The organism is Myroides sp. 1354, assembly GCF_030324495.1.
GTDB lineage: Bacteria > Bacteroidota > Bacteroidia > Flavobacteriales > Flavobacteriaceae > Flavobacterium.
The window spans coordinates 226,023-240,596 of the sequence record NZ_JACAGN010000004.1; the positions used below are offsets into that span (position 1 = coordinate 226,023).

Genomic DNA, 14,574 nt, shown 5'->3' on the forward strand with positions numbered 1-14,574 from the left:
ATGGAATGGAACAATCTTCATGAACTCCTGCGCTCGCTGTATGATGAGATGCTCCCACTGTCTGCCGATATGGCGACAGTGGCTAAGGGCATCGCCGGATTGGGCGCACTGTTCTACGTAGCACTGAAAGTGTGGCAGGCTTTGAGCCGTGCCGAACCGATAGACGTGTTTCCGCTCCTGCGACCGTTCGCCATTGGTCTTTGCATTATGTTCTTCCCGACCATCGTCTTGGGAACTATCAATGCGGTGCTAAGTCCGGTGGTAAAAGGTACAAATGCGATGCTCGAAAACCAAGTGCTTGACTTGAACAAGTTACAGGAACAAAAAGACCTGTTGGAACGGGAGGCGATGCTCCGCAACCCCGAAACCGCTTACCTCGTAAGCGATGCCGAATTTGACAAGAAACTCGAAGAATTGGGATGGTCACCGTCTGATTTGGTCGCCATATCGGGTATGTACATGGAGCGTGGAATGTACGATTTAAAGAAAAGCATCCGTGACTGGTTTCGGGAACTACTGGAAGTCCTTTTCCAAGCCTCGGCACTGGTCATAGATACCATACGGACGTTCTTCCTTATCGTGCTGTCTATACTCGGGCCGATTGCCTTTGCGATTTCAGTGTGGGATGGTTTTCAGTCCACACTCACGCAATGGCTGACCCGATATATCAGCGTGTATCTATGGTTGCCCATTGCCGATATGTTCAGCTCCATGCTCGCCAAGATACAGACCCTCATCATCGAACGGGATATTGATATGCTTGCCGACCCGACCTACATCCCCGACACATCCAACACGGTGTATGTCATTTTCATGTTGATTGGCATAGTGGGTTACTTCACTGTTCCCACGGTTGCAGGTTGGGTTATCCAAGCCGGAGGCGCAGGAAACTTCATGCGCAACGTCAATCAGACGGCATCGAAAACAGGAAACATCGCCGGAGCCGGAACGGGTGCTGTGGCAGGCAATATCGGTGGCAGGTTAATGAACAAATAAAAATCAAAAAGCAATGGAATTTAAAACACTAAGAAACATAGAAAACAGCTTTAGGCAAATACGGCTGTATGCCATCGTATTTGCGGTACTCTGTACCACTGTGGTAGGTTTTAGCGTATGGAAAGCCTATGAGTTTGCGGAAGCGCAACGCCAAAAGGTTTATATACTGGATAACGGTAAATCCTTGATGTTGGCATTGTCGCAGGATGCGAGCATCAACAGACCTGTTGAGGCAAGGGAACACGTTAAGCGTTTCCATGAACTGTTCTTTACGCTTGCACCGGATAAGAACGCTATCGAAAGCAACATGAAAAGGGCTTTTAATCTTGCCGATAAATCGGCATTTGATTATTACAAAGACCTTTCGGAAAAAGGCTATTACAACCGTATCATTTCGGGCAACGTGCAACAGCGCATCGAAGTGGACAGCGTGGTCTGCAACTTCGATACCTATCCCTATGCAGTACGGACGTATGCCAAACAGTTTATCATCCGTCCAAGCAATGTGACCAGACGGAATTTGGTCACTTCATGCCTATTGTTAAACTCGGTCAAGTCTGACAACAATCCGCAAGGTTTCAATATCGAAAAGTTTGCCGTGTTGGAAAACAGGGATGTTGAAGTCATAGACCGCTAAAATCAAGATTATGGAAGCAATATCAGATTTGAACACATTTGCCAAAATCCTTACCGCCAAAGGGTATGACGGCTATTTCCAAACGCAGGGTGCGTATGCCGGAAAATTGAAAGACAGCATCAGCGAATACCTCGCCGACAACCCCAAAGGTATAGCTAAACAGGAATTGTTGCTGACAGGCTACCTGCAATGGGCAGGCGGTGACAAACCCCGTGTAGAATGCTGTATGTGGGTGAAATACCTAAACGGCAAATTCTTCCTCAATAAAATGGAGGTTGCGAGAAAAGACCAGTTTGGGCAATTACTGAAACAAGAGAAACTGACCGACCTGTCCGTAGTGACCGCTCCCAAAGCAAAGGAGGCAATCGCAATGGTGAGCGATGTACCGGAGCAAAAGGCGGTTCACAGGCAAAAGCGGTTCAGTTTCTAAAATAGATTAAGGCATGAAAAATCTAAGAACAGCAATCAGTAATTGGTTTGACAAGCTCGATGGACAGTGGCGAGCGATGCCTGTTGCAAAACAGCATCGCTATACACTACTGCTCTTTGCAGGCTATGCACTGCTGTCCGTCATCGTACTGTTGAAAGTGTGCTACGATGTAGCGCATTCCGATAATACCATGACCATTGAGCATATCGAAAACCCCATTAGGCAAAACAATTCCTCGGTATCTCCGCAGGACAGTATTAAAACAATCTTAAAAGATAAAAATCATGAAAGACAGTGAAAACAAAAAGGTGAGTTTTTTGGTCGAAGATGACGACCCGAAAAACGGAATGGATGCGACCCAAGACGGGGCGCAGAACAAAGCCGACAAGCTAAAGAAGCCTATCATTTTTGCCCTTATGGGCGTGGTGTTCCTCGGCTGTATGTACCTAATCTTCAAACCGTCCTCCGATAAGAAAGCGGTCGAGGATATTGGCCTGAACGATGCCGTACCGCAGGCAAGCGATGCAGGGCTTCAATCCGATAAGCAAAAGGCTTATGAACAGGAACTGCTCGAACAGAAAATGCAGGAAAAGCGCAATTCGCTCCTGTCACTATCCGACTATTGGAGCGAGGACAGTACCGCCGATCCGGAAGCGGAGCAACCGGATGAGGTTTACGAAGACGGCTACGGTTACGGCGGTGGTACACGCAGGAACAGCAACCCTGCTCTGAACAGTTACCGCAATGCGCAAAGTACGCTGACCTCGTTCTACGACAACAGCGATTACGAAACGCAGGAACTCCGCAAACAGATTGAGGAACTCAAAGAACAGTTGGCAGAAAAAGACGTACCGCCTGTAACAACAATGGAAGACCAACTGGCTTTGATGGAAAAGTCATACGAAATGGCTTCCCGTTACCTGCCACAAACTCCGGCACAGCCGAACAGTACGGACACAATGGTTTCCGCAAAGAGTGCCTCACAAAAGGAGCATTTTGTGGCTTTCACTCCTGTAAGGAAAAATACGGTTTCAGCATTGTACCGTGAACCGACCGACAGTGCTTTTTTGGCAAACTGGAACGAAACCCGAAACCGTGGCTTTTATACGGCAGGTGTTTCGGAACAGGTCATACAGCCCAAAAACAGCATCAAGGCAGTGGTACAGGAAACACAGGTCGTGACGGGCGAAAGCGGTGTGCGTTTGCGCCTGCTGGAAACGGCACAAACGCCTGTCCGCTCCATTCCGGCAGGAACGGTACTAACGGCAAATGCCAAGTTTCAAGGTGGCAGATTGCAGTTAAAAGTAACGTCCATCGAATATGAGGGCAACATTATTCCGGTCGATATAACCGTGTACGATGTGGACGGACAGCAAGGGCTATATGTGCCATATTCGCCCGAAATGAACGCCCTAAGTGAGATAGCCTCCAACATGAGCCAAACCTCCGGTACGTCCATTATGATGACACGCTCGGCAGGTCAACAGATGGCAGGCGACCTTTCCCGTGGCGTGGTACAGGGTGTATCGGGCTACTTCTCCAAGAAAGTGAGGACACCCAAAGTAACCGTCAAAGCCGGTCATCAAATTTTCCTTGTTTCAAAAAACTAATGTTCAACTAAAATAAAAACGAAAATGAAATGTCCATGTTTCCCAAAAAATCAACACACATGGACATTCCATATCACCATTAAAAATAAAATAATAACGATATGAACGCAATATTTAAAAGCCTCTTGGCAATGGTCTGTTTGACCCTATTTATCACAGGAGCAAATGCACAGCAAGTTGCATCCAATACCACAAAATTGAGTATGGGCAAGGTAGAGCCTTACGAAATGCAGGTGACGTACAGCAAAACCTCGCATCTGATATTCCCGTCCGCTATCCGCTACGTGGATTTGGGCAGTGAATACCTTATCGCAGGCAAAGCCGAAGATGCGGAAAACGTCTTGCGCATTAAGGCAAGCGTAAGGGATTTTGACGAGGAAACCAATTTTTCCGTCATTACGGACGATGGTCGTTTCTACAATTTCAACGTCTTTTACAGTGCTTATCCCTCAACGCTGAATTATGATTTGCTGACGATGCAAAAGGCATCGGACAGGGAAAACGGCAACGATGTTCTGTTTGAGGAATTAGGGGGCAATTCTCCGTCACTGGCAGGCTTGCTCATGGAAACGATTTACAAGAAAAACAAACGGATTGTAAAGCATATCGGGTCGAAAAGCTACGGCATACAATTTCTGCTGAAAGGTATCTACGTGCATCATGGAAAATTCTATTTCCATACGGAACTGCGCAACAAAAGCAATGTGCCGTTCAATATTGATTTTGTGAATTTCAAGGTGGTGGACAAGAAAGTCGCCAAGCGTACCGTGGTACAGGAAAAGGCAATGCAACCACTAAGGACGTACAAAACGCTCGGTGAAATCACGGGCAATACGACAGACCAAAACGTGTTCCTGCTCGACCAGTTTACCATCACGGATGACAAGGTACTCGTGATTGAAATCTTTGAAAAGAACGGTGGCAGACAGCAAACCTTACAGGTGGAAAATTCCGACCTCGTAAATGCCAAGTTGATAAACGATATGCACCTAAAGATTAATTAACCCAAAACGAAAGAACAATGATACCTGCATGGGTTGCCTTAAAGTATTTTATATGAACCCATGCAAGCTTCATCACCATTAAAAAGAAAATTATAAAGATGAAAACATACATTTTTGCCGTGGTGCTTGCCATGTGGAGCATCACGGCGGTACAGGCACAGCGAATGCTCCCCAAACAAAAGGGATTGGAAGTAAACGCAGGTATGCTGTCCAAAGAAGTAAGCGACAATTACTATCTGAATTTGACCCTTACCGTGAACGGAAAGAACGGCAATTACTGGATATGGGGTGCGGAATATGCCCATCAGCTTTCCGGTTACAGGGATGTACAGATACCGCTCGAAACCTATACGGGCGAGGTGGGTTACAGTCTTCAGCTATTGGGCGATGCACGGAAGACCATCACGCTGAATGCAGGGCTTACAGCCGTGGCAGGTTACGAAACCATCAACCGGAGCGAGGCAGTGCTACCGGACGGCTCAACCATCCTTGACAAAGACAATTTTGTCTATGGTACAGGCGGACGGCTCACACTTGAAACATACCTGTCCGACCGTTTTGTCCTGCTCCTGCAAGGGCGGACAAAAGTGCTTTGGGGTACGGATTTGAAACAGTTTCGTCCATCGGCAGGGATTGGACTAAGGTTTAACTTTTAAAATGATTTGCAATGAAAACATTAATCAGAAAATACAGGCTTCATTTACAGGCAACGTTTATGCTCTTGGCGATGTTGGTCTGCTCCGTGGTGCTGACCTCGTGCGAAAAAGACGAACTCGACATCAGGCAGAATTACCCTTTTGAGGTACAGGTGATGCCCGTACCCAAAGAGTTGACGAAAGGACAGACCGTTGAAATACGGATTACCGTTCAACGGTCGGGCAATTTCAGCGATGCGAAATACTTTATCCGCTATTTCCAGTTTGACGGACAGGGAGCATTGCGGTATTACAGCGAACCGCCGTATATGCCCAATGACCTGTACGTGTTGCCACAGACACAGTTTAGGTTGTACTACACGGCTCAATCGACCGTATCACAGTCGTTTGATGTTTGGATTTCGGACAATTTCGGGAACGAAAAACAGATAAGTTTCCAGTTTAACAGCCGTGATTAAAGACAGAAAAATCCTGCCCGATGTGGCGGGATTTTTTTAGGCTTAATATATAGTGTATTTTACTCCTAAAGGATAGGATTATATTATTGTGTATAATAAACCGCTTCGTTATCTTTGCTAATAGAAAATATTAAAATACTTAAAGTGTTTTTGCTTTAAGTCTTGGTACTGAAAACTGGTAATTTTTATATCTCCGAGACAATAAGTAAGAACGCTCACGCTATAGGCGTGGGCGCTCGCTTATTTGGAGATAAGGTATACCAGTACCCCAGTATCGAGTAAGTGTAGTTGCCTGCGCTTTTTTTATTGCAGGTCGCTACTTTAAAACAGATATTATGAATACTGGAAAAGAAAACAAAAACAATGTTTGTGTAGCGGTCATAGATGATAATGCAAAGCTTCGGGATATGTCTGTAAAGCAACTCGAAAATTCGGGCTATACGGTATTGTTCCAAACAGGCAACGGACAGGAAGCCCTGCAAAAGTTAAAAGAGCATGGCGGGTGGCCGGATGTCTGTATCATCGAGGAAAACTTTGCCACCGCTAAAGTTTTGCTCAAAAAACACCCCGATTTAAAAGTCCTAATTTCAAGTACGGAAGACGACACCGAGCGTGTAAGGGATGTGCTAAAGGCAGGTGTATCGGGGTATGTCTTGAAATTTTCCGATCCCGAAGAATTAGTGACAGCCATTAGAGCATTGAGCGAAAACAAAAAATATTTCAGTGTAGGGATTAGTGGAATAGTGACGGAATATTTTAAAAGTCAATCATAAATATTGGTTTCTTTGCTACTTTCTTTTTCGTTTCACTCATGAAAGAAAGTAGTCCACTACGACACAACCTGTTTGGGAAATACAGATGTGTTGGTATTGTGGAACGGAGCATTTTACAAAGTGGTTGTTCCGCTTTCTGCAAAAAGACGGTTCCGACCTGGGAAAGATCTGTCTTTTTGCCCGACCGAATTTTAGAGTAAAGCATTTTTCCGAATCATGCCCGTATCATGCTTTGAGGTCATTTTTTAAAACTTTAATTATTTTTTAGGCGACCACCTTTGCAGATGGTCGCCTATGGGTTAGGAATTGTAAAATACATGACCGTTATCGCTCCAATAATCACAGCAAAATAGGTCACGGGCAAAAGCCTCATAATCGAAGTACCTTTTTGCAAATTCGGGTAAATCCATTTGCTCTATCTGTTCATAGGCAAAATCTTCCTCGTCCTTGTATTCACCTATATAATCATCGTCAAAATCACTTATAAGGTCGTTAATGTCGTCCTCGCTTAGCTTGTGGCTTTTGTTGTCGCACCATATTAGGAATGCTTCTTGTCGGCTCTCGTCCATATCTTCCAAAGCCTCCAAAACATCAAAAATATTGTCGCTTAGCCAACATTCGCCGATTAAGCCGTTCGGGATGTTCTCGTAATCTTGAAACATAAATTCGGGGTCTGCCTCGTCATTGTGTAACTCCTTGCAAGCCGTGTAAAACTCTTTTTTATCTGCATAGTCGGACAGCTTTAGCCATTCCCCGAAGATTGAACCGTCATTATATTTTCCGTATGTGCCGACATATACGCTTGCTTCCGATGTGTTTATTTGCTGTATCATTTCTTTACTGTTTTGAATTATTTTTTTTGATTTATTCGGCAATGAGAGGAGGTGCTGTTGTTTTGTTTCAATGCTTTTAATCCTCATGCCTGACATTTTTTTTATTCGTGTAAAGAGCCGGAGTATGCTGTGTTTCGTTTCGGGAGCATAAAAGGTTAGTGTTTAGTAGGCACAAGGTTTTGGAAAAAAAATACTACCCATAGGTGGAGATTTTTTTTCCAAACTTGTCTTGACCTTTTGACTACGTTAAGAACACGGACATACCTTTGCTCCATGAAACGTAAACAACAGGCATACTCGACTTTTACGTAAAACCAATCGTGGAAGTAGTGAGGATAGCATTTGGGAAATGGTTCAGAAAGAATTTAATATCTGTTGGTACAGCTACAGGTGATTGAAGTTTGGAGTGGAACAGCCAAATCTGTGGAACGACATCTTCAATCTCCTGTTCCCAATCATAGCCATAAGCTCTTTTGCGGTCAGTAGCTAAGCGAATGCCGTAAATGTGCTTAGGCTATTGTAATGCTATGAGCCAATCTAAGCCAAGTAATCCAGTAAGAAGACATATTCTAATACTCCTTCCATCAACTCGATAAGTTTGTCTATGCGGATTAATCCGAACGGTTAACAGGCAAAATGAGTTGAGGATGGAGAAAGAAAAAACGAACGATTTAACTCCTGAACGAGTTATACAAATCTTGAAAAAGAAAGGAACAGAGGTCGATATAGAGGAAGCAAAAACCATCTTGGATTTTGTTAAGAAGATAGCTCATATTGCAGTTAACCAGTATCTAAGAGGAAAACTTTAATCTAATGAACAAGGAAAACTGTTGTGATGAGAAAGGCAGATTTATACATACGAGTATCGACAGACGAGCAGGCGGACAAGGGGTATTCGCAACGTGACCAAGAAGAAAGGCTAAGAAAATATTGTGAAATTAAAGGCATTCCGATAAGAAATGTGTACATAGAAGACCATTCGGCTAAATCTTTCCAGCGTCCAGAATGGCAAAAATTTTTATCCACTCTGCGCAAAAACAAATACAATAGAATTGGTTCGATAGTTCTGTTCACTAAATGGGATAGATTCAGTAGAAACGCTGGAGATGCCTATCAAATGATTAACCAATTAAAGGCATTCGGGGTTGAACCTATGGCAATAGAACAGCCCTTAGACCTCAGCATTCCCGAAAACAAAATCATGCTTGCATTCTATCTCGCTTCACCGGAAGTTGAGAACGACAGGCGTGCATTGAACATTTTTCACGGGATGCGGAGGGCAAGAAAGGAGGGTCGATATATGGGGGTTGCTCCATTGGGTTATGTCAATAAGATAACAGATGACAAAAAGAAATACATTGCCCTGCATGACTTTGAAGCTCCGTTACTAAAATGGGCATTTGAGCAAATCGCTTCCAACAGTTTCAATACCGAACAGATTTGGAAGATGGTTAGGGAGAAAGCAAAAGGAAGAGCCAGGTTCAGTAAAAACAATTTTTGGTTAGCGATACGAAACCCGTTATACTGTGGTAAAATATTCGTTCCGCCCTACAAAGAGGAAAAAGGTTTTTTAGTTACCGGACAACACGAGCCGTTAATTAGTGAAAAACTGTTTGACGATGTGCAAGACGTTCTCGATGGTAGAAAAAGGAAAATAAAACCTAAGATAGTGTCCATTGAAAACTTACCACTTAGAGGGTTTATTAAATGCCCTAACCCTAAGTGCGATAGGATGCTCACAGGGAGCGCATCAAAAGGTAAAATGGGAAATTACTACTACTATTATCATTGTATATCCTCCTGTGGAACACGATTTAAAGCCGAAACTGTCAATGAGGCTTTCATAAAGCAATTACGGCATCTATCACCAAAAGAGGGAATGGTCGATGTGTTTATTGAGGCATTTATAAAAGATTTCAATAACAAAACCAAAGCCCAAAATACCGAAAGGACAAATATCATAGATGAGATTAATGCGCTGAATAAACGCTATCAAAATGCACTTTTAAAGAATGCCGATGGAGAAATGGCAGACGATGATTTCAAAGAAGTAAAGAAATTGACCAAAGGCAAGATTGAGGTTTTAGAAAAGAGATTAAACAATTTGGCTGTAACCGGAACGGAGATAAAAGACTTAGTAGCTTCCGCATTAAAAAAGGTCGCAAACATTGATAGACGTTATGAAAACGGCGATATTGAGGAAAAAAGACTTATAGTGAGTTCGATATTCCCTGATTATTTAGAATTTGACGGTGTACAACATCGAACTCGGAGACTAAATTCCGCTGTTGCTCTTATCTATCAGAATAACAATGAGTTGCAAGATGAAAAAAAAGGGACAAGTCTTTCTTTTTTAGACTTGTCCCCAGAGGTGGAGTCGCCGAGAATCGAACTCGGGTCCAAACAAGCAATCAGAGAGCTTTCTACACGCTTAGTTTCAACTTGAATTTTCGATCAGCAGCTTGGTTTGAAACAACCACTACTGACTTAGCCTCTAAGATTTCGGAAGATGTCCGAGACACTAACCTTCCTAGGTTTATTTTACGGTTCCCCTCAACAAAGCGCCACAAACCAAGGCTCTTAAGGAGAATCTAGCTCTTCCACCTGGTGGAAACTAAGGCAATCTTACTATAATTCAGATTATGCAGCTAAAGCGTAATTATTTTCGCCGTTTAAAAAGTTCGTTGTCTGATATTTACGAGCTAAACAACAACGCTCGACGTGCTTACTAACTAATTCCACTCGCTGTCAAAACCGATCGACCCCTTATAGAATAAGTTTTTAAGAGATTGCAAAATTACAATTTTAAAATAAAGAATACAACCTTTAATGCTGAAAAAAGTTGGGTTTTTTGGAATAACAGAGAAATACAGCTATATTTGCCAGAACCACCCGCAAAAAACGAAACAACTAATTTATTATACATATTATGAAAATTGGCATTATTAAGGAACGAAAAAGTCCTCCTGATAGACGTGTTGTGTTTACACCTGAAATTCTAGCAAAGGCATTAAAAACCTATGACACCCTAGAAGCAGTAGTGGAACCCTCGGACATCAGAATCTTTCCTGACCAAGCGTATGCTGACCTAAACCTCACATTAAGCGATGATTTAGCGGACTGTGATGTTTTAGTAGGTGTAAAAGAGGTTCCTGTAGAGGCTTTAATTCCCAACAAAACCTACTTTTTCTTTTCGCATACCATCAAAGAACAAGAATACAATAGAAATATCTTACAAACTTGTTTAGCTAAAAATATTCGCTTAATTGATCACGAAACATTAGTTACAGAGAATAACAAACGCTTAATTGGTTTTGGACGTTATGCTGGTATCGTAGGAGCTTATAATACACTGCGCGCTTTTGGATTAAAATATGAGCTATTTACGCTAAAAAAAGCGGAGCATATGCTACATACGGAAGATTTAATTGCTCAGTTGAAAAAGCAATATTTCCCGCCAATCAAAATTGCTGTAACCGGAAATGGAAAAGTCAGTCACGGTATCATGGAAATTTTAAATGGAATGAAAGCCAAAAAAGTTTCAATTGAACATTTCTTGACCCAGAAATACGACGTTCCCGTTTACACCCAATTAGAAGTAATGGATTACTACAAACGCAAAGATGGAGGAGAGGCTACTAAAGCTGATTTCTATGCGAATCCTGAACAATACGAAAGCAATTTTGAGCGCTTTACAAAAGTTACGGATGTACTAATCACGGGGCATTTCTTCAAACACGGTTCACCAAAAATCTTGACGAAAGAAATGTTGAATGCCATTGACAATAAAATTCAAGTAGTAGGAGATGTCTCTTGTGATGTGGATCACGGACCCATTGACAGTACACTAAGAGCTTCTACTATCGCAGATCCTTTATATGGATATCACCCAGGGAAAAACGAAGAAGTAGCCTTTGATCACCCTGCAGCCATTACCGTAATGGCTATTGACAACCTCCCTTGTGAGTTGCCGAAAGATGCTAGTGAAGGCTTTGGAGAAGTGTTTTTAAACGAAATTCTACCTGCCTTTTTCAATGATGACAAAGATCAAATCTTAGCCCGTGCAACCGTTACTCAAAATGGTCGTTTAACAGAGCGTTTTGCTTACCTACAAGACTACGTAGACGGCAAATAAATATCAATATAGTTTTTGGCATACTTCAAGCATAAATTGTTAAGAGTATGCCAAAATCAAATATTGTTTGAAAAATCCCTAAAAAAATAGTTTTACTCCGTATATTTGTTGCGAAATTTACAATCTCAAAACAGGACCTACTAAGGATAGTATAGCAATTCGTTGTAGATGTTTTAAAATTGACATAAATCCAGGCTTTTTACTTCAAAATAAGTAATAAAAAACCTGATTTACTGGAACAGTTGTCGACATTTGTCCCCAAGAGCCTATGTATTTTTCCAAACAACAAGTCTATTATTTAATTGTTCAAGATAAAACTATGGAAGGTGAATTAACAAGCAAGGAGCTGCGTATTCAAAAAAAGATCAAAGATTCAGAAACTCACGTTTTTAGAACGGTATTCCCAGGACAAACCAATCACCATGGAACAATGTTTGGGGGAGCTGTTTTAGCCATTATGGATGAAATCGCTTTTATGACCGCTACTCGCTTTTGCCGCAAACCAATTGTGACTGTTTCCAGTGATAAAATCGACTTTAATCAACCTATTCCTGTAGGGACCTTGGTTGAGTTAATCGGAACAGTAGTACGTGTAGGACGTACAAGTTTAGATGTTAGGGTAGACGTATTCGTTGAAAGCATGTATAGAGAAGGTCGTGAAAAAGCGATCTCAGGTAATTTTACCTTAGTTGCTATTAATGAAAGCAAACGTCCCGTACCTGTAATGGATGAAATTGAAACGTTTTAAGTTTTTTTAAAATACCACAAAGAAGCTACTGTAAACCACAGTAGCTTTTTTTTATGCTTTTTTACTTCCTTTTAGTTTAAGACAGCAGTATAAAATTGGATAGAGGAGAAGAAAGCTTTTTTCCTTTAAACGAGAATTTTTTCACCTCACAAAAAAACGAAAAAGGAAAAAAGCAAAGAAGATAGCTTTTCCTTTAAACGAGAATTTTTCACCTCACAAAAAAACAAAAAAACGAAAAAGCAAAGAAGATAGCTTTTCCTTTAAACGAGAATTTTTCACCTCACAAAAAAACAAAAAAGCAAAAAAGCAAAGAAGATAGCATTAATACTACTAAGGATTAAGTTTTTATTTTAGTTAATTCAACGTAATAATCGTATATTGATAGACTCAATATCGACAAAACAATACTAAAAATTAAAAATATGAAAATTAAAAACGTTACCGTTGCTGGAAGCGGTGTTTTGGGCTATCAAATAGCCTTCCAGACAGCCTTTAAAGGATTTAATGTAACTGTATATGACATCAATGAAGAAGCCATTACAAAGGCACAAGCAAAGTTTGAGATTCTCAGTAAAAAATACCAAGAAGATTTAGGAGCAACACCTGAACAATTGAAACAAACAAAAGCCAATCTATCGTATTCAAGCGATTTGGCACAAGCAACCGCTCAAGCTGATTTGGTGATTGAAGCTGTTCCGGAGAATCTTAAAATTAAAATTAAGTTCTATAATGACTTAGCGGAAGTTGCACCTGTACATACTATTTTCGCGACCAATTCATCCACTTTAATCCCTAGCCAAATTGCTGAAGCAACAAAGCGACCAAAACAATTCTTGGCCTTACACTTTGCCAATGAAATTGGCAAACACAATACGGCAGAAATTATGGGACATGACCATACAGATCCTGCTATTTTCAATCAAATTGTTGAGTTTGCAACAAATATTGGCATGATTGCTTTACCCTTGCACAAAGAACAACCGGGTTATATTTTAAATACGCTTTTAGTACCTTTGTTGGATGCCGCTACAGAGCTATTAGTTAAGGAGGTTGCAGATGCACCAACAATTGACAAAACCTGGATGGTAGCAACGGGTGCACCTATAGGACCTTGCGGTATTTTAGATATTATCGGAATTACAACCGCCTATAACATCATCAAAATGACAGCCGATGCCACAAAAGATCCTTTAAAACTAAAAATGGCGGCCTATCTTCAGAAAGAATTTCTAGATAAAAATAAACTAGGTGTAGGCACAGGCGAAGGGTTTTATACCTATCCAAATCCAGCATTTAGAGCGAAAGATTTCTTGAAATAACCTGCTATTTCAAGAATAAAAAAGCCGAACAATCACAAAGGTTGTTTGGCTTTTTTAATTAAAGCTTTACTTTAATTAATATTATGTAAAACACATAATTACAATCATTTAAAGACAATTAAACTATTGATTTTGTCATGCGGTCATTTTGCATCATATCGCGACGTAATTCCGTGTCTTTAAATCCGATACCTCTTAATAGCTCAATCATTTCTTGACCTAAGTATTGATTGATTTCATAGAATAATTGCCCTCCTGGTTTTAAATTTTCAAAAGCCAATGTTGCAATTTTTCGGTAGAAGATAAGTGGGTCATCATCTTCAACAAATAGAGCCGTATGGGGTTCATAATCCATGACATTTTTCTTTATTTCCACTTTTTCCAATTGACGGATATAAGGCGGATTGGAAACAATAACATCAAAAGGTGAAGTTAATTGATCCAATGCTAAAATATCTTGTTGTATGAATTCGACGTTTACCGCTAAGGCTTCGGCATTTTGCTTGGCTATTTTTAAAGCTTCTACAGAAATGTCCATCAGGGTTACTTGACTCTGGGGCAATTCCTTGGCCAAAGTTAAGCCTATGCAACCGCTACCAGTTCCTATATCCAAGATGCGAATAGATTGATTGTGAGGAACAGAATTCAAAATCCACTCCACCAATTCTTCCGTTTCTGGACGCGGTATTAACGTATGTTCGTTTACATTAAATGCATACCCATAGAAATACGCCTTTCCAAAAATATGTTGAATCGGCTTTTGTTCGATAAGCATTTGCAATATAGCAAACCATTGTTCTGAATTGAGCGTAGTTAACTCGGGATTCATTATTAAATCAATACGCGATTTGCCTTCCAATTCCGCTAGGCAGAATAAGAATAATTGCTGAGCTTCTACCTCGTCATAAATCGGAGCGAGCTTTGATATAAACTGGTCTTGGAGTACTTTTATCAACATAGTTTAAAAGCTAAAAG

The 14,574-nt window shown here is 41.2% G+C and carries 15 protein-coding genes, 1 other RNA gene and 1 pseudogene; 14 read left to right on the forward strand and 3 right to left on the reverse strand.

Features of this window, described 5'->3' with window-relative positions:
* The 9 genes from traJ to HX004_RS06710 all read left to right on the forward strand — a co-directional run bounded on the left by traJ (window position 1) and on the right by HX004_RS06710 (window position 6,564).
* Window positions 1-996 carry a conjugative transposon protein TraJ gene (traJ, locus tag HX004_RS06670; RefSeq protein ID WP_286441570.1) on the forward strand — a complete coding sequence of 332 codons (996 nt, stop codon included), beginning with the start codon at window positions 1-3 and terminating at the stop codon, window positions 994-996.
* Window positions 997-1,009: 13 nt separating this feature from the next.
* Complete coding sequence (gene traK / locus HX004_RS06675) at window positions 1,010-1,633, forward strand: conjugative transposon protein TraK (RefSeq protein ID WP_286441571.1); 624 nt, start codon at window positions 1,010-1,012, stop codon at window positions 1,631-1,633.
* Between the two features lie 10 nt (window positions 1,634-1,643).
* Window positions 1,644-2,063, forward strand: coding sequence for a hypothetical protein (locus tag HX004_RS06680; protein WP_286441572.1), 420 nt, complete (start codon window positions 1,644-1,646; stop codon window positions 2,061-2,063).
* A 13-nt stretch (window positions 2,064-2,076) separates the two neighbouring features.
* Window positions 2,077-2,361 (forward strand): nitrogen regulatory IIA protein, encoded by a 285-nt coding sequence (locus tag HX004_RS06685; protein ID WP_260040305.1) that lies wholly within the window; start codon window positions 2,077-2,079, stop codon window positions 2,359-2,361.
* Window positions 2,348-3,673 (forward strand): conjugative transposon protein TraM, encoded by a 1,326-nt coding sequence (gene traM / locus HX004_RS06690; protein WP_286441573.1) that lies wholly within the window; start codon window positions 2,348-2,350, stop codon window positions 3,671-3,673. The genes HX004_RS06685 and traM overlap by 14 nt, the downstream gene beginning before the upstream one ends.
* Window positions 3,674-3,774: 101 nt before the next feature.
* Complete coding sequence (traN, locus tag HX004_RS06695; RefSeq protein ID WP_286441574.1) at window positions 3,775-4,677, forward strand: conjugative transposon protein TraN; 903 nt, start codon at window positions 3,775-3,777, stop codon at window positions 4,675-4,677.
* Between the two features lie 98 nt (window positions 4,678-4,775).
* On the forward strand, window positions 4,776-5,333 hold the full coding sequence (locus HX004_RS06700; protein WP_286441575.1) for a conjugal transfer protein TraO: 558 nt from the start codon (window positions 4,776-4,778) through the stop codon (window positions 5,331-5,333).
* An 11-nt stretch (window positions 5,334-5,344) separates the two neighbouring features.
* Window positions 5,345-5,791: a DUF3872 domain-containing protein gene (locus tag HX004_RS06705; protein ID WP_286441576.1), complete on the forward strand. Its 447-nt coding sequence runs from the start codon at window positions 5,345-5,347 to the stop codon at window positions 5,789-5,791.
* 335 nt (window positions 5,792-6,126) lie between these two features.
* The gene (locus tag HX004_RS06710; protein WP_286441577.1) at window positions 6,127-6,564 is read left to right on the forward strand and encodes a response regulator; all 438 of its coding nucleotides are present in this window, start codon (window positions 6,127-6,129) and stop codon (window positions 6,562-6,564) included.
* Between the two features lie 299 nt (window positions 6,565-6,863).
* On the opposite strand, the gene HX004_RS06715 is transcribed toward HX004_RS06710, so the two are convergent.
* Complete coding sequence (locus HX004_RS06715) at window positions 6,864-7,493, reverse strand: antirestriction protein ArdA (protein WP_286441578.1); 630 nt, start codon at window positions 7,491-7,493, stop codon at window positions 6,864-6,866.
* A 551-nt stretch (window positions 7,494-8,044) separates the two neighbouring features.
* On the opposite strand from HX004_RS06715, the gene HX004_RS06720 reads away from it, so the two are divergent.
* On the forward strand, window positions 8,045-8,206 hold the full coding sequence (locus HX004_RS06720; RefSeq protein ID WP_169311983.1) for a hypothetical protein: 162 nt from the start codon (window positions 8,045-8,047) through the stop codon (window positions 8,204-8,206).
* A gap of 26 nt (window positions 8,207-8,232) precedes the next feature.
* Window positions 8,233-9,030 (forward strand): annotated as a pseudogene (locus tag HX004_RS06725) (recombinase family protein); the annotation flags it as partial.
* 736 nt (window positions 9,031-9,766) lie between these two features.
* Here the strand turns inward: HX004_RS06725 and ssrA are convergent.
* Window positions 9,767-10,163, reverse strand: a transfer-messenger RNA (tmRNA) gene (ssrA, locus tag HX004_RS06730).
* A 163-nt stretch (window positions 10,164-10,326) separates the two neighbouring features.
* On the opposite strand from ssrA, the gene HX004_RS06735 reads away from it, so the two are divergent.
* From HX004_RS06735 to HX004_RS06745, 3 genes are all read left to right on the forward strand, one after another.
* Entirely contained in the window at window positions 10,327-11,532 is a 1,206-nt protein-coding gene (locus HX004_RS06735; protein WP_286441579.1) for an NAD(P)-dependent oxidoreductase, read from the forward strand.
* Between the two features lie 319 nt (window positions 11,533-11,851).
* Window positions 11,852-12,280 carry an acyl-CoA thioesterase gene (locus HX004_RS06740; RefSeq protein ID WP_002992508.1) on the forward strand — a complete coding sequence of 143 codons (429 nt, stop codon included), beginning with the start codon at window positions 11,852-11,854 and terminating at the stop codon, window positions 12,278-12,280.
* 422 nt (window positions 12,281-12,702) lie between these two features.
* Complete coding sequence (locus HX004_RS06745) at window positions 12,703-13,599, forward strand: 3-hydroxyacyl-CoA dehydrogenase (protein WP_286441580.1); 897 nt, start codon at window positions 12,703-12,705, stop codon at window positions 13,597-13,599.
* A gap of 118 nt (window positions 13,600-13,717) precedes the next feature.
* Here HX004_RS06745 and prmC read toward each other — a convergent pair whose 3' ends face one another.
* On the reverse strand, window positions 13,718-14,557 hold the full coding sequence (prmC, locus tag HX004_RS06750) for a peptide chain release factor N(5)-glutamine methyltransferase (RefSeq protein WP_286441581.1): 840 nt from the start codon (window positions 14,555-14,557) through the stop codon (window positions 13,718-13,720).
* Window positions 14,558-14,574 lie beyond the last annotated feature (17 nt).

Bases quoted from the DNA above. Each gene is read 5' to 3' on its own strand.
- HX004_RS06740 (WP_002992508.1), top strand. From the start codon at position 11,852: ATGGAAGGTGAATTAACAAGCAAGGAGCTGCGTATTCAAAAAAAGATC.
- HX004_RS06710 (WP_286441577.1), top strand. From the start codon at position 6,127: ATGAATACTGGAAAAGAAAACAAAAACAATGTTTGTGTAGCGGTCATA.
- traN (WP_286441574.1), top strand. From the start codon at position 3,775: ATGAACGCAATATTTAAAAGCCTCTTGGCAATGGTCTGTTTGACCCTA.
- traK (WP_286441571.1), top strand. From the start codon at position 1,010: ATGGAATTTAAAACACTAAGAAACATAGAAAACAGCTTTAGGCAAATA.
- HX004_RS06680 (WP_286441572.1), top strand. From the start codon at position 1,644: ATGGAAGCAATATCAGATTTGAACACATTTGCCAAAATCCTTACCGCC.
- prmC (WP_286441581.1), bottom strand. From the start codon at position 14,557: ATGTTGATAAAAGTACTCCAAGACCAGTTTATATCAAAGCTCGCTCCG.
- HX004_RS06735 (WP_286441579.1), top strand. From the start codon at position 10,327: ATGAAAATTGGCATTATTAAGGAACGAAAAAGTCCTCCTGATAGACGT.
- HX004_RS06715 (WP_286441578.1), bottom strand. From the start codon at position 7,493: ATGTCAGGCATGAGGATTAAAAGCATTGAAACAAAACAACAGCACCTC.
- HX004_RS06705 (WP_286441576.1), top strand. From the start codon at position 5,345: ATGAAAACATTAATCAGAAAATACAGGCTTCATTTACAGGCAACGTTT.
- HX004_RS06745 (WP_286441580.1), top strand. From the start codon at position 12,703: ATGAAAATTAAAAACGTTACCGTTGCTGGAAGCGGTGTTTTGGGCTAT.
- HX004_RS06685 (WP_260040305.1), top strand. From the start codon at position 2,077: ATGAAAAATCTAAGAACAGCAATCAGTAATTGGTTTGACAAGCTCGAT.
- HX004_RS06720 (WP_169311983.1), top strand. From the start codon at position 8,045: ATGGAGAAAGAAAAAACGAACGATTTAACTCCTGAACGAGTTATACAA.
- traM (WP_286441573.1), top strand. From the start codon at position 2,348: ATGAAAGACAGTGAAAACAAAAAGGTGAGTTTTTTGGTCGAAGATGAC.
- HX004_RS06700 (WP_286441575.1), top strand. From the start codon at position 4,776: ATGAAAACATACATTTTTGCCGTGGTGCTTGCCATGTGGAGCATCACG.
- traJ (WP_286441570.1), top strand. From the start codon at position 1: ATGGAATGGAACAATCTTCATGAACTCCTGCGCTCGCTGTATGATGAG.